This is a genomic window from Kribbella sp. NBC_00889, from assembly GCF_045207705.1.
Taxonomy (GTDB): domain Bacteria; phylum Actinomycetota; class Actinomycetes; order Propionibacteriales; family Kribbellaceae; genus Kribbella.
Window position 1 is genome coordinate 6,799,006 of the sequence record NZ_CP108783.1, and the last position, 19,365, is coordinate 6,818,370.

General features: G+C 66.7%; 16 protein-coding genes and 2 pseudogenes. 9 read left to right on the forward strand and 9 right to left on the reverse strand.

The genetic code is table 11. The annotated features are described in order from the left end of the window. Positions 1-564: 564 nt before the first annotated feature. The 5 genes from OG817_RS33285 to OG817_RS33305 all read right to left on the reverse strand — a co-directional run bounded on the left by OG817_RS33285 (position 565) and on the right by OG817_RS33305 (position 4,191). On the reverse strand, positions 565-1,653 hold the full coding sequence (locus OG817_RS33285) for an IS630 family transposase (protein WP_406048691.1): 1,089 nt from the start codon (positions 1,651-1,653) through the stop codon (positions 565-567). Positions 1,654-1,803: 150 nt separating this feature from the next. After that, the gene (locus OG817_RS33290) at positions 1,804-2,271 is read right to left on the reverse strand and encodes a nitroreductase family deazaflavin-dependent oxidoreductase (protein ID WP_406048693.1); all 468 of its coding nucleotides are present in this window, start codon (positions 2,269-2,271) and stop codon (positions 1,804-1,806) included. Positions 2,272-2,648: 377 nt separating this feature from the next. Further along, the gene (locus OG817_RS33295) at positions 2,649-2,918 is read right to left on the reverse strand and encodes a 2TM domain-containing protein (RefSeq protein ID WP_406048695.1); all 270 of its coding nucleotides are present in this window, start codon (positions 2,916-2,918) and stop codon (positions 2,649-2,651) included. A 22-nt stretch (positions 2,919-2,940) separates the two neighbouring features. After that, positions 2,941-3,807 (reverse strand): hypothetical protein, encoded by an 867-nt coding sequence (locus OG817_RS33300; RefSeq protein WP_406048697.1) that lies wholly within the window; start codon positions 3,805-3,807, stop codon positions 2,941-2,943. A gap of 228 nt (positions 3,808-4,035) precedes the next feature. After that, the gene (locus OG817_RS33305; RefSeq protein ID WP_406048698.1) at positions 4,036-4,191 is read right to left on the reverse strand and encodes a hypothetical protein; all 156 of its coding nucleotides are present in this window, start codon (positions 4,189-4,191) and stop codon (positions 4,036-4,038) included. Between the two features lie 76 nt (positions 4,192-4,267). Here OG817_RS33305 and OG817_RS33310 point away from each other — a divergent pair. Further along, a pseudogene (locus OG817_RS33310) lies at positions 4,268-4,531 on the forward strand (alpha/beta fold hydrolase); the annotation flags it as partial. Between the two features lie 674 nt (positions 4,532-5,205). Here the strand turns inward: OG817_RS33310 and OG817_RS33315 are convergent. Further along, entirely contained in the window at positions 5,206-5,691 is a 486-nt protein-coding gene (locus OG817_RS33315) for a hypothetical protein (RefSeq protein WP_406048700.1), read from the reverse strand. A gap of 401 nt (positions 5,692-6,092) precedes the next feature. Here OG817_RS33315 and OG817_RS33320 point away from each other — a divergent pair, with 401 nt between their 5' ends. The 5 genes and pseudogenes from OG817_RS33320 (at position 6,093) to OG817_RS33340 (ending at position 9,671) form a co-directional block, all read left to right on the forward strand. Next, entirely contained in the window at positions 6,093-6,281 is a 189-nt protein-coding gene (locus tag OG817_RS33320; RefSeq protein WP_406048702.1) for a YciI family protein, read from the forward strand. A gap of 229 nt (positions 6,282-6,510) precedes the next feature. Continuing rightward, positions 6,511-6,966, forward strand: a complete 456-nt coding sequence (locus OG817_RS33325) for a hypothetical protein (RefSeq protein ID WP_406048703.1) — start codon at positions 6,511-6,513, stop codon at positions 6,964-6,966. 115 nt (positions 6,967-7,081) lie between these two features. Beyond that, positions 7,082-7,624 carry a hypothetical protein gene (locus tag OG817_RS33330; RefSeq protein ID WP_406048704.1) on the forward strand — a complete coding sequence of 181 codons (543 nt, stop codon included), beginning with the start codon at positions 7,082-7,084 and terminating at the stop codon, positions 7,622-7,624. A 439-nt stretch (positions 7,625-8,063) separates the two neighbouring features. Beyond that, positions 8,064-9,320: an IS701 family transposase gene (locus OG817_RS33335; protein ID WP_406048705.1), complete on the forward strand. Its 1,257-nt coding sequence runs from the start codon at positions 8,064-8,066 to the stop codon at positions 9,318-9,320. 264 nt (positions 9,321-9,584) lie between these two features. Continuing rightward, positions 9,585-9,671 (forward strand): annotated as a pseudogene (locus OG817_RS33340). Between the two features lie 316 nt (positions 9,672-9,987). Here OG817_RS33340 and OG817_RS33345 read toward each other — a convergent pair. Next, positions 9,988-11,451 carry a serine/threonine-protein kinase gene (locus OG817_RS33345; protein WP_406048706.1) on the reverse strand — a complete coding sequence of 488 codons (1,464 nt, stop codon included), beginning with the start codon at positions 11,449-11,451 and terminating at the stop codon, positions 9,988-9,990. Between the two features lie 200 nt (positions 11,452-11,651). Here OG817_RS33345 and OG817_RS33350 point away from each other — a divergent pair, with 200 nt between their 5' ends. The 3 genes from OG817_RS33350 (at position 11,652) to OG817_RS33360 (ending at position 17,834) form a co-directional block, all read left to right on the forward strand. Then, positions 11,652-13,001 carry a ferric reductase-like transmembrane domain-containing protein gene (locus OG817_RS33350; RefSeq protein WP_406048707.1) on the forward strand — a complete coding sequence of 450 codons (1,350 nt, stop codon included), beginning with the start codon at positions 11,652-11,654 and terminating at the stop codon, positions 12,999-13,001. A 1,176-nt stretch (positions 13,002-14,177) separates the two neighbouring features. Then, on the forward strand, positions 14,178-15,263 hold the full coding sequence (gene mraY / locus OG817_RS33355; protein ID WP_406048709.1) for a phospho-N-acetylmuramoyl-pentapeptide-transferase: 1,086 nt from the start codon (positions 14,178-14,180) through the stop codon (positions 15,261-15,263). 225 nt (positions 15,264-15,488) lie between these two features. Beyond that, complete coding sequence (locus tag OG817_RS33360; protein ID WP_406048710.1) at positions 15,489-17,834, forward strand: arylsulfatase; 2,346 nt, start codon at positions 15,489-15,491, stop codon at positions 17,832-17,834. Between the two features lie 27 nt (positions 17,835-17,861). Here OG817_RS33360 and OG817_RS33365 read toward each other — a convergent pair whose 3' ends face one another. Together OG817_RS33365 and OG817_RS33370 are read right to left on the reverse strand one after the other, a co-directional pair. Next, positions 17,862-18,497 (reverse strand): hypothetical protein, encoded by a 636-nt coding sequence (locus OG817_RS33365; RefSeq protein ID WP_406048712.1) that lies wholly within the window; start codon positions 18,495-18,497, stop codon positions 17,862-17,864. Positions 18,498-18,536: 39 nt separating this feature from the next. Further along, positions 18,537-19,352, reverse strand: a complete 816-nt coding sequence (locus OG817_RS33370) for an MIP/aquaporin family protein (protein WP_406048713.1) — start codon at positions 19,350-19,352, stop codon at positions 18,537-18,539. Between the last annotated feature and the right edge of the window lie 13 nt (positions 19,353-19,365).

A 19,365-nucleotide genomic window follows, 5' to 3' on the forward strand; every position in this document is an offset into this window, starting at 1 on the left:
TAGTGTCATGCGCGGCGGCCTTCGAGACGTTTGGTCTGTTTGGTGCGTTTGGGCTGGGGCACCTGGGAGAGGTCGGCTGGCTCCTTCTCGAGTGGGAACCAGCTCGCGCTGGCGTGTGGGGACCAGCGGCGGGCCGCAGATCCTTCCGGCCGGCCACGTAGTTGTGGGGCATACGGGGGAGTTGGCCGGGAGGATTTGCGGTTGACGGCTACGTGTCAGCCAGTGATTGCGGGGCCGGTAGCGTTGGACGTAGCTGGTAGCAACAAGGTGCAATTCGCTGGTCGCTTGCTCGGCCTGTGGCTACCCTGCGTGGAATGAACGGGGCCGATAGCAACCAAATCGCCAACCGCCCAACGCTCGCCGGTCCGCAGGTGCCGGACGTGGCCCGCCCAGGGGACGGCCGTACGCCAGCGCCACTGCCTCCCCGGCCCACTGCGAACGTCTCACCGCAGAGGCCTCAGCTTGGGCAGCTTGTACGGAAGGTGAAGCCGTCAGCATGGGTCGAGTTGGCGTTTGCTCTGCCGTGGTTGTGGTGGTCAGTTGACTGCACCATCTAGTGCCTCGTCAAGCAACGTTGGGGAGGTAATCGGGGCGGCGGATCTTGGAGTCGGTGGCGAAGTGTCGTTTGGGTTGGGCGTGTTTGTTGTGCCAGCGGACGTAGCCGGCGATCGCGGTTTCCTGGGCGGTGTGGCTGGGGTAGTCGCTGCCGTCGAGGGTGAAGTAGCGCAGGGCGGTGAACTCGCACTCGATCCAGTTCAGCCACGACGCGTTGCTCGGTGTCAGCACCACCTCGATGCCGGCTGTGCGGCACCAGTCGACGACCTCGGCCTTCTTGTGCGGTCCGTAGTTGTCACACACGACATACAGCTTCCCGGTCGGGAACCGGTCCCTGAGCTGCTTGAGGAACCCGAGGAACTCCCGCCACCGTTTGCGATCGCGGAACCGGTAAAACATCTGCCCAGTGGCCAGGTCCTGCGCAGCGAACATGTGCCGCACCCCGCCGTTACGGTTGTAGGTCGCGCGCAGCCGCGCTGCACGCCCGGCCGGGAACCATCCCCGGCCAGGCCGTGGCTGCAGGTTCAACGGGCCGAACTCGTCGGCACAGATCACCCGGCCATCGGCCGGTGGATGATCGTACAAGTCGAGAACACGCGCCATCTTCGCCGCGAAATCCGGATCCCGGCTGGCTTTCCAGGTCTTGGTCGCCTGCCACCGGATCCCGGCATCGCGCAGGATCTGACGGATCGACTCGGTGCTGATCCGGATGCTCTTGTGCTCGGCCAGGTACTCGACCAGCTTCGTCAAGCTCCACGTCGTGAACGGGCACCCCAGCCGCTGCGGTGGCGTCTTCGCGACCCGGCAGACCGTCTCTCGAACCGGGGGACCGAACCTACATGGCCGGCCCCCGCTCCATTTTGGGTCCAACGCCGCGAACCCCTGCTCGTTGAACGCGTGGATCACCTCCCGCGCATACTGCGGCTTCATCGCGAACATGCCCGCAGCCTCCACCGCGCTCCGGCCCTGCACCGACGCCAGCACAATCCCCGCCCGCCGCAACCGCACCCGATCCCTCGTGGTCCGCGTAATCTTCACCAGCCGCTGCGCTTCCTCGGGCTCCAGCGAGCGCACGAACACCTCAGGCTGTCGAGCCATCACCACCTCCGACCACAAGCCTCCAGACCCACCACCGAACCGGTCAACCCGACACGGTTACAACCCCAACGTTTCTTGGGGCGGCACTAGCCGTCCAGGTCGGATGGGCTGCTGGGTCTTGGTGATGATCTCTGGCGCCTCTCGGCAGGCTCAGACGGCCGATCCCGCGGGGCTCGTGGGTGGATCCGGGCTCGGGCGGAGTGCGACGAATGGGCGGGTGCTGATGAATTCCCGCATCGCGGCGTCCGAGCCCAGGTCGGCGCCGAGCACCCGCCTGATCATTCGCACCCGCCATGGGTGGCGGCGCCGGAATTCGACGCCGACGGCGAAGGCTTCCTCATCGGTGAGGAACCGATGCTGAGGTAGGAACGACTCCCGTCCGATCTGGACCCGGAGTGCGGGGTGAGCGTGGAGGTTGCGGATCCAGTCAGTGCGCGGCCCCCACACCGAGCAGATGACTGCCTCGCCGGTGGTCTTGTCTTCGGAGAGCACCATCGCGGCTGTGGCGCGGGACCTTCCAGTCTTGCGTCCGACGTGGGTGAGCACCAGGAAGGTGCGGCCCAAGAACAGCCATCCCCAGCCGGTCCGGTACAGCGGGAGCGGCAGTCGGAAGATCAACAGTGCCAGCCTGCCTGGCTGTCGGCGCAAGCCGAGTAGGGGTCTGCTGCTTGTCCCTTGTCGGTGTGATCCGTTCGTCGTTGCCATGTGTGTCACCCCTCGGGATATGCGGTAGGTCAGGGACCACGGCGCGGTCGGGTCCGGCCTTCACGCGTCCAACCTGCCTCGAGTCTTTGCAGCCGTTGTGTGGCAATGTCGATCGAGGCGTTCGGTTCGGCGCGGTCGTTGAGGTCTGGAACCGCATCGCCGGGAAGGTGCCCTCCCGCGGCGACGTGGTCAAAGGAGTCGTGGTTCACCGACCGGGTGGGCACTGGGCGGCGGCACGCGGCCACGGTGGGGCCCAGTCCCGGCGGAGAGCGGGGCCCCCTCGCGGGCGGTCACCGCGATCGTGCAGCGCGGGCCTCGGTCTGCTGCTGTTTGGTGAACTGCTCGTCGAGCTTGACGTAGCCGAACCACCAGTGGGCGAGCAGGCCGATCAGCATGCCGCCGACGGCGAAGACCGACCACGGGAGCTCCGGTGCAAGGGTGATGTTGACGACGATCAGCCCTGCACCGACCAGCAGCGTGATGATGCCGTGGACGACAACGCCGATGGTTGCGTTGTCACGCGCGATCGCCCGTTCGGCTGCCTCGTGGTCGTGCAGCATGATGTTCGCGGTGCTCAGAGGTTCACCCCCTTCGGGTAGCGTTCACGCTGGTGTGCCGGCGGCGGACCAGGGCAGTGACGGCACCGGCGGTTACGAGGAGCCATAGCCCGGCGAGTCCAGCAGCCAGGTCACTGTCACCATGGCTGGGGTAGTCAGTGGTGACCTTCGGAGGCAGCATCTGCGTCGGGCCGCCCTCGTTCTGATGCACGACTGCGGACACGTGCGCGGTTGTGTGGGTGAGGAACGCACCGACAGGGTTCCCGGTGAGCACGGCGGAGGAGTCCGCCATGACGGTGCCGATGAGCGGTGAACGCAGGTCGTCGTCGCGGTACTCGGGGTAGCCGAGGTGGTAGCTGGTCGACACGAGCAGCGACAGGGCCAGGACGAGCCCGGCATACCCGATCTTGCGCTTGGCGCCGGTGCGGTCGCCGTGCATGAGCAGGTACGCGACCGCGGCGGGGAACACGAACAGGGTCAGGGTGTCGGCGCTGCCGTACACCACGCCCCGCCATCCGATCTCGAACCACCACCGCCAGCCGTCGGGGTGGTCGGTGCCGGCGGATCTGAACACGATGACGGCTATGCCGATGCCGGCGAGTGCACCCACGAGCAGGCTCCACCTCAGGTTCAGCCGCCACAGGGGTCGCAACTGGCTCCGGTAGGTGGCGAGGAACGCGGCGAACCAGACCACGGCGATGGTGAAGTAGAACAGGTAGAACAGATCGGGCTGGAGCCCGAACATGTCGGTCCCGACGAACGGGACCGCGAAGAACAACATGACCGCGCCGGCCACCCACAGCAATGGGCTGGGGATGGGGCCGACGCGAGAGACCGGCGTCGGCCTGGAGTCTTCGAGGGCGGCAGGCCGGCTCAAGTGCAACATAGGCACGGCTGCTCATCTCCTTCCTACTCTCAGCTTCGGCGTCGCCGGAGCACGCACCCAAGAGGACTTCGTCCCGTAGACGCCCGCCAGAATGCTCGATCTCACCCCCGAGCCAGCACGCTCGGGCCGAGGTCCGAAGCGACGCTCGCGTTGCTTGAAGCGGCTCGGTCAGCGGAGACGACATCACCGTCGGTCGGAGGCGATGCCTGTCTGGCGAACTCGCCGAATACGAGGCTATGGAGCCGCGCCCCAATCCTCCTCGCGCCACGCGGCAAAGAACTCGAGCGTGGTGATGACCGGCTCGTCCTGCGCGGCCAGGAACTCGGGTCGGCTGTAGGGCTTCGGCCTGCGCTCGTGCGGCGGCAGCCGGTGCTGATGGTTCAGAACCAAGGCGCCACCCTCGACGGGCGCGCTTTCTGACAGGCTCTGCCACTCGCGGAGATGACGAACAAGATCTTCATACCGAGTATGCGTCTACGACCGGGCAGGGCGCGGCTGGACCGATCCGGCTGCGAGTCCACCCGATGGTGCGCAGATCGCCACAGATCTCCACACGCTCCTTGAGCGTGCACAGGTTCCGGGTCCGTATGTCCTGGCCGGACATTCATTTGGTGGGCTGTACGTGAGGATGTATGCCTCAAGGTATCCCGGGGAGGTCGCCGGTCTCGTCCTAGTTGACTCCACCGCCGCCAAAAACGAGCCCCTGTCCCCGCCGGAGGCGGGCTCTTAGAGCGTCTTGAAGCACGCGTCTTCGTTGTTCGCGACGACCTCTCGGCTGGGCATTGGCCGGCTTCTGGCCAACACCTCGTTCTCGGATCTACCGCCGGAGTACCGAGACGATGCCCGCGCCACCGCCGCCACCGCCGCCACCGGGAAGGAAATGAGCAGCACACTCGATGAGTACGGCGTCGCGAATCGGTCCACGGCCGAGGCGGGAAATCTTCGTAGCCTCGACGCGAAGCCACTGGTCGTCCTGACCGCCGAACGCGGAAACTCCACGGGATGGATGGTTGACCAAAAACAAAACAGTCACTCTGTCCACCAACAGCCTCCATCGCGTCGTCCCAGGGGCAACCCACGCTTCCCTCGTGGAGAACCCGGATCACGCCTCAGCGGTCACCCGGGCAATCCACGACGTCGTCGTCTCAATACGTACCGGGGCACCCGTGCGGCCTTGACACGCCTGGCCCTTATGGGTGCGGGTTTGTGTGGTGGCTGTGGCGTCTAGCCGCTAGTGGCGGCGCGACAGACGTTCTCGAAGGGATGGCCGCTACCAGGCCAAACGCTCGTGGAGCACATCGACTGCCGCGTCAACTCGAGTCAGCGCGCCAAGGTCGCGACCCCTCGCCGTGAAGGGGCGCACTGAGACGATCAGCGCTCTCCGGACCTGCCTTCCGCAGTCGCTCAGGTCGCACCGCCATGGTGGCCGGCGTGGCCAGATGAGTAGAGCGGCAGGCGGAACAGCATGACGGCGACCATGGCAACGCATGCCAGACCGCACACGCTCGGAACCAGTGCCTCCTGCGACACGATGCCGGTCCAGTACCCGGCAATCAGCAGCACGCCGGCTGCCACGGACGACCCGGCCATCTCCAAGGTGGGCCGCCACTCCATGCGACGGAACCGCATCCAGGCAACCATCGCACCCGCCAGGATGACGGAGCAGATGAGCGCTGACAGCGCGGGAGCTTCCTGTGTCAGGTCGGTGAACCCGAGAAGCGCCGCGACGCCGAAGAACACGGCAATCAAGACCCCTCCCCCGAGGCACATGACCGCACACATTTCCAGGAAGTGGAAGCCAAACCGGCTGGTCGACTTCGCGGTCCGTGAGATCGGCCCGTCGCGGGCCGGAGCCTTCTTCGAGGATCTCGGTGTGTGTAGTACTCGCATGGCAACCTCCCTTGGTTGGCCCCTGACCGCCGGGAGTCTCCCCCAGTAGCGAACGGGGCAGCACGTCTTTTCTGCCATCATCCGCTCCGCTCTCGTGCGCACGAGGGTCCAACGTCTCCAGCGATCAGGGCTATGGACCCCCTCCGGGCCGCCGACCGTTTCTGGTACCGGCAGTGTCCGGATCTGCCGCCGGTCTTACGGCTCGGAACGGCGTGCGCAGCACGTCGAAGAGGGGACGTTCGGCCCTGTCACCGGTCAACGGCCGGGGGAACGTTTGGGGGGTCGGTGTCAGCCCGGCCACGGACGCGCGTCAGGGTGGCCGTTCCCCGCCACCGAGACGGAGGAGACGTGCGACTCGCCTACTTCTACCTGATGACCAGCGACGCCTCGCGGATACGGCGGTGGCTCCGGCACACGCCGCGTACTGGCGCGACTTGCAGCTGCCGGGGTACAGCGGGGGTCCATTCCAGGACCGATCCGGCGGCCTCATCTTGTTCGACGCTCCCGACATGGAAGCCGCACAAGCCCGGGTGGCCAGCGACCCATTCGTCCGCCACGGGCTCGTCACGCAGCAATGGCTCAAGGCATAGCTCGTCGACGAGCCGATGCCCCGCGGCAGCTGACGCAGAATTGCGTTTCCAGCCGGACCATTGGTCCCTGTCGTCGCCTCGCCCTCAGGCGCAGCGACCGGCCCTTGGTCAGGACCCCGTGACGACAGACCGGTGGCGATGGGGCCGTTGTGCCCTACTGCCGCCATGTCGCGCGATGGAGGCTGAAACCATCTCGGATCTGTCCGTTTCTGTTCAGAGGGTGAGTGCCATGCGGAACAGCGCTATCGCTAAGCAGGCTGCGATCGCCGCAACTATCGGGTTCGCCGGCCTGGCCGTCTTCCAACTGCTGCTCGCGGCGGGCGCCCCGTTCGGGGAGGCGGCCTGGGGAGGAACGACCGAGGGCCAACTCTCGGCAGGCCTCCGGGTCGGCAGCGCCATCTCTATCGTCGTGTACGCCGTCTCAGCCGCGCTGATCCTGCGGCGCGCGGGCTTCTGGGTCCCTTGGCTTTCCCGCACAGTCGCACGGTTCGGCTCGTGGGTGCTGGTGGTGCTGCTGACGCTTGGAACGTTGGCGAACTTCTTGTCCCAGAGTCCGTGGGAAAGGTTCCTGCTCGGCCCGGTCACGTTGGTGCTGACGGGACTGTGCTTCGTGGTTGCTCGCAGCGCCGCGGACACCGTCGACTCGGCGTCCGAGGGGCCTGAGCGCCGGCACGCTACTCAGTGAGCAACACAGGACAAGACCGCCGGCAACCAGCGGCAAGGCGATTTGGACGCGCTGAGGAGCACCCCGCGCGGCTCTCCCGACTGCGCCGTCGAACCAGGCAGCAACAGATCCCGACATGCGGATGATTGATTCGATCGCTGCGCGCCGGATGTGCAATGCCCGGCCAATCTCTTCCACGTCGGGCCGCCGGGAAATTTGTCGGTGCGCGGTGGGATCGTGTTGTGGCATGAAGCTGATGGGCCGGGATTTCGACCGCATCCGACGGGAACACCTGCGCGGCGTGAAGGTGACGGAGTTCGCTCGTCTGTGGTGGCAGGCCGAGCAGCGCGGCGACGCGTTGCGTGCTGAAGACCAGGTCGATTGGTATCTGGTCGGGGTGCTCGCGGCGTGCCGGTGGATCGCTAACGCGTGGATTCCGTACGACGGCCCGATCGACGGTCGCAACGGTGAGATGGCCAAGACGCCGCTGACCCTCAAAGGTGCGTGGGTCATCGAGGAGCTCATCGAGGAAGAGACGCTGTACGCTGAGCGGCTGGTCGGGCGGTGGGAGTGGCCGGGTCGCCCGGGTTACGTCGCGGGAGTCGCCGCGACGTTCGCTTGGACGTGGCGACGCTCGAGTGTACCGCCGATCCAGGTTGAGCAAGCGCACGCGAGCTGAGCAAGCGGGGTTGGCATCGAGAAGGGGCCTCAGGAGATCCATTGGGTGGCATTTCATGAGGTCCCTTCTGCGGACTGCTTCGGTCAGCAACAGGCCACCGGCCTGCGACACCACACCCGAACCGGCCGCATCAACCCGGACAGCCGGATACAACCCGATACTCTTCACCTCGAAGGTGCTCCTCGATTGCGTACGACATGGTCCTAGACAAACCACATCGTCGCTGGTCAGGAGCACCTTTCAGTTCAAGGACACGACATCACCATGAAAGCGCCGGGCTAGTACTCCAGCCGTAGTTCGTGATCTGGCGGTGTGGCGGTCCCGGGCGTAGCGCAGCCACCGGTTGATGATCTCGGGTTGTGTGGACTCAAGACGGTCGCGCGTGGCTGCGTGCCATAGCGTAGACGCTGATCGGTGGCGGCGTGGTTTCGACGAGTTGGTGGGGCGGATCGCGTTGCGGTTCGTGCGGGTCGAGCCGCGGCGGCGGGTGGGGTTGTTCTTGGTGGGGTTGCTGGCCGGGTTGCCGCGGGTGAATTGCTGGACGATCGCCGAGCATGCCGGCGAGGCGTCTCCGGACGGCATGCAGCATCTGCTGGCTCGGGCGGTGTGGGACGCCGACGCGGTGCGTGACGACCTACGGACTTACGTGCTGGATCATCTCGGTGACCCGGGCGCGGTGCTGGTGGTGGATGAGACCGGCGATCTGAAGAAGGGCGTCCACACGGTCGGGGTGCAGCGCCAGTACACCGGGACCGCGGGCCGGATCGAGAACGCGCAGGTCGGGGTCTACCTGGTGTATGCCGCCACGGGTGGGCATGCGTTCATCGACCGGGCCCTATATCTGCCGAAGTCCTGGACCATGGACCCCGAGAGGTGTCGTGCCGCCGGCGAACCTGGTGACACCAGGTTCGCCACCAAGCCCGCGCTCGCACGGGAGATGATCACCCGCGCGCTGGATGCCGCTGTCCCGGCGTCGTGGGTGGCTGGCGACGAGGTGCACGGCGGCGACTCCAAGCTGCGGATCGCTTTGCAGGAACGAGCGATTGGCTACGTGCTCGCGGTGGCCTGCGACCATCAGATCACCACGCCGGCCGGCAAACACCCGGCCAAGACCCTGGCCCGCCGGCGGCCGTCGCGGACCTGGAACCGACTCAGCGCCGGCGTCGGCGCGAAAGGGCACCGCTGGTACGACTGGGCCCTGATCGACATCGCGGTCGCCGACGCCGAAGGAGGTGGCACTGTCGGCGGTCAGGCGCTGCTGGTCCGCCGCTCGATCAGCACCGGTGAACTCGCGTTCTACCGCTGCTACACACCCACCCCGGTCCCGCTGGCCACCCTCGTCGCGGTGGCCGGGCGCCGGTGGACGATCGAGGAGTCCTTCCAAGCAGGTAAGGGATTGACCGGGCTGGACGAGCACCAGATCCGTCGCTGGACCTCCTGGCACCGCTGGACAATCCTCGCCATGCTCGCCCACGCCTTCCTCGCCGTGATGACTGCCACCGCACGAGCCGAAACCCCTTCACCACAAGGGCTCATCGCGCTCACCGCCAACGAGATCCGGCACCTGTTCACCCGACTCCTCAACCACACCCAACACGGCATCCGACACCTGCTGCACTGGTCACGATGGCGACGCCGCCACCAAGCCCGCGCACGCGACAGCCACCACCGCCGTCAGACGGTCCAGCTCGCCTGATCACGAACTACGGCTGGAGTACTAGGCCTTGAAGCGCGCCAGCAGATCGGTGCTCAACGTTCGTGCAGCGTGTTGGGCCCGGAGGTGACGGGCGGGCCTCCGCGGCGAAGCTGTTGGCAGTGATTCGTTCGCGGCGTTGCCACCATGTTCGGAGACCAACCGCTAAGTCGTTAGGAGTCTGCCTTTACTCAGCAGACTGGACAGAAGGCGCTGGGTGGGTACGGTCACCAATGGGAAGTCGGTTGCTGTGAATCCGCAGGTGACGGGTAGATTTGGCAATCACTGACAAACGATGAACGCATTCTTGTCAGAGTCCGCGGGTTGTGGGTTCGAGTCCCACGGGGCCTACCACGGGGCCTACCGCGTCTGACCTGGGCACGGGAATCAACGTCTGGCCATTGCAGGAAGCTGCAGAACCTCTGGCCTGCTGGACCGTGCCGCGCTTACGCTCCGCCGGATGAATGGGGCCGGAAGCAACGACTTCTTCAACCGTCCGCAGACTTCCCTTCCAAGGGATCGCCGCACCGCGCCACCACCGACTCGAGTCCAGGGATGGTCGGCAGCACCGCGCGGCCAGCCAGGGTCGAACCCACCCGCACCTCGGCCGAGCCGGGCGCCGCCAATAGAGCGGGCACCACCCCGGCTTCAGCGAACTCGGCCGCCGATCTCAGCCATCGTGCCGATGATGGTTGCGGGTCGTCGGTGAGCGGTATCCAAGCGCGGCGAGCAGCGTCGACTCCGGTCCGCTCGGATGCCAGCTGCCGGCCCGCTCAGCGTCCGCGAGCTGCCCGAAGGCGGCGCCTACCAGATCGGTGGCCGGGGTGCGGTCAGCCGCCCGGTCCAGCAGCGTCGCCGCCGACTGAAGGTCCTGGTTGTTCTCCGCTCGCCGGTCGGCACGCAGGAGAGCGGCCAGATTGCGCAATGGTGCCGCTGGATCAGCCGCCGGGCTGGAGTGGCTGACCGGACGCGTCGTCGGGGTGACGGTGGGTCGGGGTGTCGTCTGGTCCCGGCTCGGCCGCCGCGTCGAAGCTTGCGGTGGCGGCGGCGAAGCCAGCCGGGCGCTGGGAACCTTGTGGCTTGGCGGGATGTCGAGCGCCGCCGAGCCGCTCTGCGCCTGTTCGTTGGTGGCGCCGAACAGTACAGCGCCGGCGACGACGACGAGGACCGCAGTGACCACACTGCCGGCACCTGTCAGCCGACGGGCCCGGGTGATCAGCGGAGTCCGGCGTCGGCGCAAGGCCGGCGGCACAGCCAGGCGGATGACGTGCGCGTCCGTGTCCGGGTCCAACGGCGCCGGCTGCGCGCCACCGCTCAGGTCCGCGAGGATCGCGGTCTGCTCCGGGGCCGCGAGACGGGCCTCGAATTCCGCGGCCGACGCCGGCCGTTGGCCTGGATCCTTGGCCAGCAACGCGTCGACCAGGCCGGCCAGCCGGGGATCGACATCCGGACGCAAGCGCTGTACAGGAGTCGGGGACTCGCTCACCTGTGCTATCAGCACCGACTCCGCATCGCCGGTGAAGGGCGGTCTGCCGACCAGGAGAAGGTGGAGCACGCAGCCGAGTCCGTACCAGTCGCTCGCTGCACTCGCCGGTTGTCCGAACGCGCGCTCCGGTGCGACGTACGCCGGGCTTCCGGCGTGCAGGCCGGTGCCGGATTCGACGGTCTGCGCGGCATCCAGGGCGGTGATCTTCACGCCGCCGCCCTTGGTCAACAGTTGGCCGGTCGGCTCCACGCGGCCGAGTACGGCGCCGGTGGCGTGGATGGCCTCCAGACCTCGTGCGAGTTGCACGGCAATATCGGCGACCTGCTCCGCCGGCAACGCACCGCAGGTGCGCGACAGCGCCGCGAGGTCAGTTCCCTCCACGAACTCTCTGACGAGAAATCCTCGTCCATCGGCAGCAAAGCCTGCGTCGTAGGTCCGCAGTACGTTCGGGTGCACGACCCGGGCCACGAGCGGAACCCGGCCGCCCGCCCCGTTCGGTACGCCGGTCCGGGTATCCGGCTGCGACAACCAGATCACCACCGGACGCCGCAGCGCCAGGTCCGCCGCCCGCCACCTTTCACCAGTGTCGTCACGCTCCGCCAAACCGCGGATGTCATATCTCCCCGTGAGCACCGTCTCGCCCACCATGCCTCCGTTCTGAGACTCGGAAGCTACAGATCACGGACTGGTAACGCAAGCTGGCGCGGCAAAAGTTTTCGAGGCCTTGCCGATCTCCGGATGCAGCCGGACCGACCCTTGACTCGATCGAATCGACGTGGCGCTCGCCGGCGGCTAGTCTCATCCGTCGGAACCATCGGGGGCCCCCATCCGTCAGGAGTTGTCACCGCATGTCGTCCCGTCGACCTGCCTCGATGGGGATGTACGGACCGGCCGCCAAGTTGCGCTGGTTCGCCGCATACATCGCCGTACTGTTGCTTCCCGTCTTCCTCACGTGGTTCGCCCTGCACGACAGCCGCATCAGGCCGGGCGAGGGGCTGGTACTGAGTGCCGGTATTGTCGGATTCTCGGCACTGTCGGTCGCGGTCGTGCTTCCCGCCCGGCTCCGCCGCCTCGTCGCGACCTTCGGGATCGAGACCGTGCTGCGAATCCATCGCGTGATCGCCATGCTCGCCGGCGTCCTGGTCCTGGTGCACGTTGTCGTCGTGCTCTTCGTGGATCCGCGCGGTCTGCACATCTTGGAACTCTGGCACACCACGTGGGCTGCGCGAGCCGCGACGGCGTCGACCGCGGCGCTGGTTCTGATCATCAGTCTCGCCGTGCTGCGCCGACGCCGCCAGCCGCGCTACGAGGGCTGGCGGCTGCTGCACAACGGCCTCGCGGCGATCGTGCTCGCCGGTGCCTGGCTGCACGTGTGGTGGCTTGGCCACCTGGTCCAGCATCCGCTGCTCGGCGGGTGGTTCATCCTGGTCGGCGTGGTGGCTGCCGGGCTCGCGGCGCGCCGGTGGATCTGGCTGCCGCTGCAGGCTCGCCGAAACGTGTACAGCGTCGAGACCGTTCGCCCGGAACCCGGTGACGCGGTGACCTTGGTGCTGCGAGCCGCCGGTCACCGCGGTATGCAGTTCCACGCCGGGCAGTTCGCCTGGATCAAGATCGGCGCCACGCCGTTCGTGTTCGAAGAGCACCCGTTCAGCGTCGCTTCGACCGCCGAGCATCCCGAACGCGTCGAGTTCACGATCAAGGCGCTGGGCGACTTCACCGAACTGGTCGGCGGGCTGCGACCCGGCCGCCGGGTGTACCTCGACGGCCCGTACGGCGGTTTCACCATCGAGGGACACACCGCTTCGGAAGGTTTCGTAATGATCGCCGGCGGCGTGGGGATCACCCCGCTGCTGAGCATGCTGCGCACGCTCGCGGATCGGGGCGACCGCCGCAGGCACCGGCTGATCGTCGGAGGCCGGACCGAGGACCGGATCCTGTTGCGCAGCAGCATCGAAGAGCTCCGCGGCCGGTTGAACCTGAAGCTGATCGAGGTCGTCGAGTCCCCGGACGAACAGTGGAATGGTGCGGTCGGGCGGATCGATGCCGAGTTGTTGTCCCGGGTGCTACCCCGGCGTGCGCGGCACCTCGACTACTTCCTCTGCGGTCCGCCGACGATGGTGGCCGGAATCTGCCAGGACCTCCGTGACCTCGGCATCCCGCTGCGCCGCGTCCACACCGAACTGTTCAGCTCGGTCTGAATCGCACCGCGAAGTCGACAGCACCTTCGATCCCCGCGCCATGACATCGGTCACGTGCGCGGACCGCCGTCCGTCAGGTCAGAAACCGGATGGATCGCATCGGTCCGCCCGGCGCCCACGGCGACACTGATTGGCCTGACCGATGAGAGAGTGATCATGCGGAGTCTGCCGGCCCTCGGACTGTTCGTCTGTTGACCTGATCGGGGAATGGCGTGTTCGCGGTCGCGCTCCTCACGTTTGCGACAATCAGGTGTGACAAGTTCGGTGACTCCTGACACTCGCACCACTACTCGGCGCCTCCGGCCTCCGGCCCGGAGCCACCGGCACGTGGAGCCGCCGCCCGCATGGCGTCGAGGGCGCAGAGGCCCTGTCGGCAGGCAGGCCCGGGCCGGCCACAAAGTGCATGGTGGGTCGCGCGGGCTGGTTGGGTTGGCCTTACTCGTTGAACGCGCGGAGGCGTTGGTGTCGATGCAGGCGCCACGACGGCAGTTGGCTGGCCAGTCTCATCCACTACGCCGAATCCGACGTGATGCAGTCCCGCGGTCAGGCGCCCGCTACGCAGCTGTTGGGCGGCTGTATCGGCCAGGGCGGCGTCGAGCGTCGCTGCCAGACGTTCAGCCGTCGTGCCGCTCACCGCACGGCCATGTGCCTTGGCATCCTCCGTCGCTGCCTCCACGAGGCGGTGAACCATCTACCTCGTGACGGCGCGGCGTGAGCTCACTCAGGCGGCGACGGTCGCCAGTTACCTCGCTGCGCCTCAGGCGGCCTCACGCGTCGGCGGTCCGAACAGTGCCAACAGGGGTCTACCGTTAGGACCCGTTGGGGCCGGACTGGGGTCGGCTTCGACCTCCTCAGTACGAGGAGGACGCTCAGCGTCGCATTCCTTCTCTAGCAGGGCTCCTAGCGGCACGAAGGCCGCACCACACTTGAGTGCCCGGGGCTTCGCAGCACGTGCTGCAGCACGGTCGCGGGCGACGAGTCGGCGCGGCCCTCCGATTGGCCTTCGCTGGTCGGGCCGGCCTCTGGGCTGGTTCGGTCCAGGTCGCGGCTCGCTGGGACCTGCATCTTCGCTATGTTTGACCGGCTTGCCGGTTCTCGTACTGCAGAATCGGCGGGACGAGTCCCTCTTGCTTCGAAGGGATCGACCACCCGAATGGCCGAGGGGGGCTGGATGTTGTGCGGGCAATACTCCTGAGCGGCGCGCTGGCGACGGTCTGCTCGCTGCTGGGGACCCGAATCGCTATCGGATGGTTCGCCCGTCGCGGCTTCGGCCAGCCGATCAGGCAGGACGGACCGAGGACACACCATGTCAAGCGGGGTACGCCGACCATGGGCGGCCTCGTGATCCTGCTGAGTGCCAGTGCGGCATATTTGGTGGCAACGATCGTGACCGGCGGGTGGCCGAGTGCGAGCGCTTGGCTGCTGATGTTGCTGTTCTTCGGCTGCGGGGTGGTGGGGTTCCTCGACGACTTCATCAAGGTCTATACCCAGAACAACCAGGGTCTGAGTAGTCGGGCCAAGATGGCGGGTCAGACGCTGGTCGCGCTCGTCTTCGGGGTCCTGTCCACGCAGTTCTTCGCCGACGAGCGCGGTGTCAGGCCGGCGTCGCAGTACATCTCCACCACTCATGACTGGGGGATCAAGCTGCCCCTGATCGTGGTCCTGCTCTTGATCTGGTTCCTCGTCACCGCGACGTCCAACGGCGCCAACCTCACTGATGGCGCCGACGGGCTGCTCGCCGGCGCCACGGCATTGATCTTCGGCGCGTACACCATCGTGAATGTCTGGCAGAACAACCAGCTGTGCGACTCCGCGCGGCCCACTGTGGTGGTGTCACAGTGCTACCAGGTGCGCGACCCTCTCGACCTCGCGGTCTTCGCGGCCGCCATCGCTGCAGCTTGTGTCGGCTTCCTCTGGTGGAACGCCAAGCCCGCACGGATCATCATGGGCGATGTCGGCTCCCTCGCCATCGGTGGCGCCTTGGCCGGGCTGGCGATCATGTCTCGAACCGAGCTCCTGATGGCCGTCATCGCCGGACTGTTCGTGCTCGAGACCATGTCCGTACTGCTGCAGATGATCTCCTTCAAGCTGACCAAGCGACTCACGGGCACGGGCCGTCGCATCTTCCGAATCGCTCCCATTCACCATCATTTCGAACACCTGGGATGGGACGAGGTCACCGTAGTGATCCGCTTCTGGGTCGTCGCCGGGATCTTCGTCGCGACCGGGCTCGGGATCTTCTATGCCTCCTGGCTGCCCTGAGCCCAAGAGCAATTGAGACGGCAGTAGTCGGCTGCGGGCGGACGGACTCGGGACGCGCAGGTGTGGCGGCGTGGGCGAGGTGCTGGGCGGGGGTTGGTGGGCTCACCCCCGAAGGATGAGGACGGGTGGTCGGGCTGCAACGAGACTGGCCGCGGCAGGACGCGGTGGCCCGCGCCGGGGCTTTCGGCGTCGTCAGCAGGCGTTGTGCGAGGGGAGAGGGCCGGCGTGAACAAGCCGTTCCGAGGGAAGATCGACATTGACATCAAGGATTCGGTTCCCGATTGGGAGCCGTACACCCAGCCGATCGCGGCGGATGATGCCCCGAATGTGTTGTACGTCGTTCTGGACGACGTGGGCTTCTCCGCGATGGAGCCGTTCGGAGGTCTGATCGAGACGCCGAATGTCGGGCGGATCGCTCAGCAGGGGCTGACGTACACGAACTTCCACACGACGGCGCTCTGCTCCCCTACGCGGTCCTGCTTGATGACGGGGCGTAACCACACCACCAACGGGATGGGCTGCATCACGGAAGCGACGTCCGGGTTCCCGAACGCGAACGGTCACATCCCGTTCGAGTGCGCCAATGTCGCCGAGGTACTGGGCGAGAACGGCTGGAACACGTTGATGGTCGGCAAGTGGCACCTGTGTGCCGAGGACGAGATGAACCTGGCCTCGTCGAAGCGGCAATGGCCACTCGGCCGGGGGTTCGAGCGGTACTACGGGTTCCTCGGCGGCGAGACGAACCAGTGGTATCCCGACCTGGTCTACGACAACCACCCGGTGCCGCAGCCGGCGTTGCCGGAGGACGGCTATCACCTGACGGTCGACCTGACGGACAAGGCGATCGAGTTCGTTCAGGATGCAAAGGCGATCGCGCCGGACAAGCCGTTCTTCCTCTACTACTGCCCCGGCGCGGCCCACGCACCGCATCACGTGCCGAAGGAGTGGGCCGACAAGTACCGCGGCCGGTTCGACATGGGATACGAGGCGTACCGGGAGGGAGTGTTCGAGCGGCAGAAGGCCATGGGCATCCTGCCCGAGAGCGCTGAGCTGTCGCCGATCGACCCGTACGCGGAAACGACGAGCCACGACGGCAAGCCCTGGTCGACGGTCGACCGGGTCCGGCCGTGGGACTCGCTGTCCGACGCGGAGCAGCGGCTGTTCGCCCGGATGGCGGAGGTGTACGCCGGATTCCTGAGCCACGCCGACCACGAGCTGGGCAGGCTGCTCGACTACCTGGAGAACACCGGCCAGCTCGACAACACCATCGTCGTACTCGTCTCCGACAACGGCGCCTCTGGCGAGGGCGGCCCGAATGGCTCGGTCAACGAGAACAAGTTCTTCAACGGCGTCCCCGACACGATCGAGGAGAACCTGAAGGCGCTGGACAAGCTCGGTGGGACGGAGACGTACAACCACTATCCGACGGGTTGGGCCTGGGCCTTCAACACCCCGTTCAAGATGTGGAAGCGCTACGCGAACTACGAGGGTGGCACGGCCGACCCACTGATCGTCTCGTGGCCGCGTGGTTTCACCGCGACCGCCGAGACGCGCCGCCAGTACACCCACGCCGTCGACATCGTGCCGACCCTGTACGAATGCCTCGGACTCGAGCTTCCCGACGTCGTCAACGGCTACACGCAGACGCCGTTGGAAGGAACCAGCTTCCGGTACACCTTCGACGACGCGACCGCGGCGACCCAGAAGGACACGCAGTTCTACTCCATGCTCGGGACGCGGGCCATCTGGCACCAGGGCTGGAAGGCCGCCACCGCGGTGCCGGCCGCGCCCGAGTCGTGGGGCGACTTCCACCAGCAGAAGTGGGAGCTGTTCGACACCGAGGCGGATCCGAGCGAATGCGAGGATCTTGCCGACAAGCACCCGGAGAAGTTGCAGCAGCTGATCGCACTGTGGTGGGCCGAAGCCGGACGCCTCCAGGCCCTCCCGCTCGAGTCTCGCGGCGCCGTGGAGATCCTCACCACCGAGCGCCCCCAGCTGTCGAAACCGCGGACCCGCTATGTCTACTACGCGGGTGGCGCGGAAATCCCCGAGTCGGTCGCCCCGAACATCCGCAACCGCTCGTACACCATCGCCGCGGAGCTCGAGATCGAGACGCCGGACGCCGGCGGCGCGATCTTCTCTCAAGGTTCGAGGTTCGGTGGTCACGCCCTGTACATCAACGAAGGAAAACTCCGCTACGTCTACAACTGGGTGGGTGAGCTGGTGCAGGTCGTCGAATCCGACGAGACGATCCCAACCGGTCACGTCGTCGTCTCGGCGTCGTTCGAGAGGGAGGGCAAATCCATGCCCACCGAGGGCGCACTCAGCCTCTACATCCGGGATCGCAAGGTGGGCGAGGGACGGATCCGGACTCAACCCGGAAAGTTCGGCCTCGGCGGCGGAGGGCTCGTCGTCGGCCGATCGGGCGCCGAACCGGTCACCGACGACCTTCCGGGCGAACGGCCCTGGCCATTCGTTGGCGCAACCATCAAGCGGGTCGTCATCGACGTCAGCGGCGAGTCTTTCGAGGATCTCGCTCTCGAGGCACGGGCCGCGTTCGCACGGCAATAGAAGGCGGGTCCAAGCTGCCCATGCTGACTATTGGGGCGGGGAGAGCCAGCGTTGGTAGGACTTGGACTCGTCGAGATCGGGGTCCGCATCACCGGGCAGGGGGTGGCTGAACACGAGCCGGGCGGTGGCCTCGAGTGTGCTTGGGAGCAGATCGGCGGGACCGCTGGCCTCGAACCCCAGGGTCCACCAGTCCTGGCCGATCGTGCGGACCTCGGTGAGTTCCACGTCGCACTGCGGCTCCTGGTGGAGCATCGCGGCGCGCGCGACGATCTGTCGTCCGGCCAGTGAGAAACGGCTGATGCGTCGCCTTTTGCCTACCGGCCGCCAGCCGGCCTCGCAGCCGCCGTACTGGTCGGCCGGGCTGAACGGAAAGGACCACTTCTGCCAGGACTCCAGGCGTCCGCGGGCGCAGTCGGCGACCTCCAGGATTCCCGGGCTCCCGTGGTACTTCTTGACCTCCAGTGCCATGCCGCCGCGGACCTTCACCGAAAGGCCGGGCAACCGCGGTTCCAGGAGGTAGCTGTCCTCGCGTGACTCTGTCTCGATCGGAAACCGCCCGAACCATTCGGTGACAGCGGTCGCCAGCCGGCCCGGGAAGATCCAGCGCACCTCCAGGCTGCGCTCTGCCTCGCTGGGCCGGCCCTCACGCGGTTCAGCCGTCATCGACACACGCTCCTGACCCTGGCCGGATGCGAAAGCTGCCTACTCCGCGGTGCTGGTCATCGGCAGGGCGTCCCCCTCAGCGGCGTCACGCTCGTCCTTGTCTGGCAGTCCCCGCACCGCTCCGATGATCGCCACAGCGATGGCGGCCCCGATCAATGGGCCCGCGATATAGACCCACCAGCCCGTGTAGTCGTTGCCGATGATGTCGGGTCCGAGAGTACGGGCCGGGTTCATCGACGCGCCGCTGATCGGGCTGGCGAACAAACCGAGCAGGGCGACTGTCGAGCCGACCGCGATCGCCGCGTTGTGGCCGATGCTGCGGCCGCCCGTCGCGGTGTTGAGGATAACGCTCGCCAGGATCGCGGTCAGGACGAGTTCCATCACCATCGACTTCCACTCCCCGCCGGGAGTCTTGATCGGGTAGTTCCCGCCCGCGCTGGCGTTGACGAACATCAACTGCAGGAACAGCGCGGCGCACATGGACCCGGCCAACTGGACCACCCAGTACGGCAGCACCCATTTGGTCGGAAAGACTCCCCGGGCGGCAAAGGCGAAAGTCACCGCGGGGTTGATGTGGAGTCCTGACAGCGGGCCCCAGGCATAGATCATCGCCATGACCACCGCCCCGGGCGCGATCACCGCCGCGGTCCTGCTGATCGGCTCGTTGCCGACGTACTGGTTGATCACCCCTGATCCGGCCGCCACCGTCACCAGGACGAAGGTGCCCAGGAACTCGATGATCAGCCGGATCCACAACGGCCGTTGCCGCAGGGTGTCTTCTTCGAATCGGATGAAGTACCGGCGCCCGAGTGACGCCCTCTGCTCAGCATCGGGATCGATGGCGGGTTCTGCCATGGCGCAACCCTTT

Coding starts and splice junctions, on each gene's coding strand:
- OG817_RS33285 (WP_406048691.1), bottom strand. CDS start 1,653: ATGGCTCGACAGCCTGAGGTGTTCGTGCGCTCGCTGGAGCCCGAGGAA.
- OG817_RS33295 (WP_406048695.1), bottom strand. CDS start 2,918: ATGCTGCACGACCACGAGGCAGCCGAACGGGCGATCGCGCGTGACAAC.
- OG817_RS33315 (WP_406048700.1), bottom strand. CDS start 5,691: ATGCGAGTACTACACACACCGAGATCCTCGAAGAAGGCTCCGGCCCGC.
- OG817_RS33325 (WP_406048703.1), top strand. CDS start 6,511: ATGCGGAACAGCGCTATCGCTAAGCAGGCTGCGATCGCCGCAACTATC.
- OG817_RS33330 (WP_406048704.1), top strand. CDS start 7,082: ATGCGGATGATTGATTCGATCGCTGCGCGCCGGATGTGCAATGCCCGG.
- OG817_RS33345 (WP_406048706.1), bottom strand. CDS start 11,451: ATGGTGGGCGAGACGGTGCTCACGGGGAGATATGACATCCGCGGTTTG.
- OG817_RS33350 (WP_406048707.1), top strand. CDS start 11,652: ATGTCGTCCCGTCGACCTGCCTCGATGGGGATGTACGGACCGGCCGCC.
- OG817_RS33365 (WP_406048712.1), bottom strand. CDS start 18,497: ATGACGGCTGAACCGCGTGAGGGCCGGCCCAGCGAGGCAGAGCGCAGC.
- OG817_RS33370 (WP_406048713.1), bottom strand. CDS start 19,352: ATGGCAGAACCCGCCATCGATCCCGATGCTGAGCAGAGGGCGTCACTC.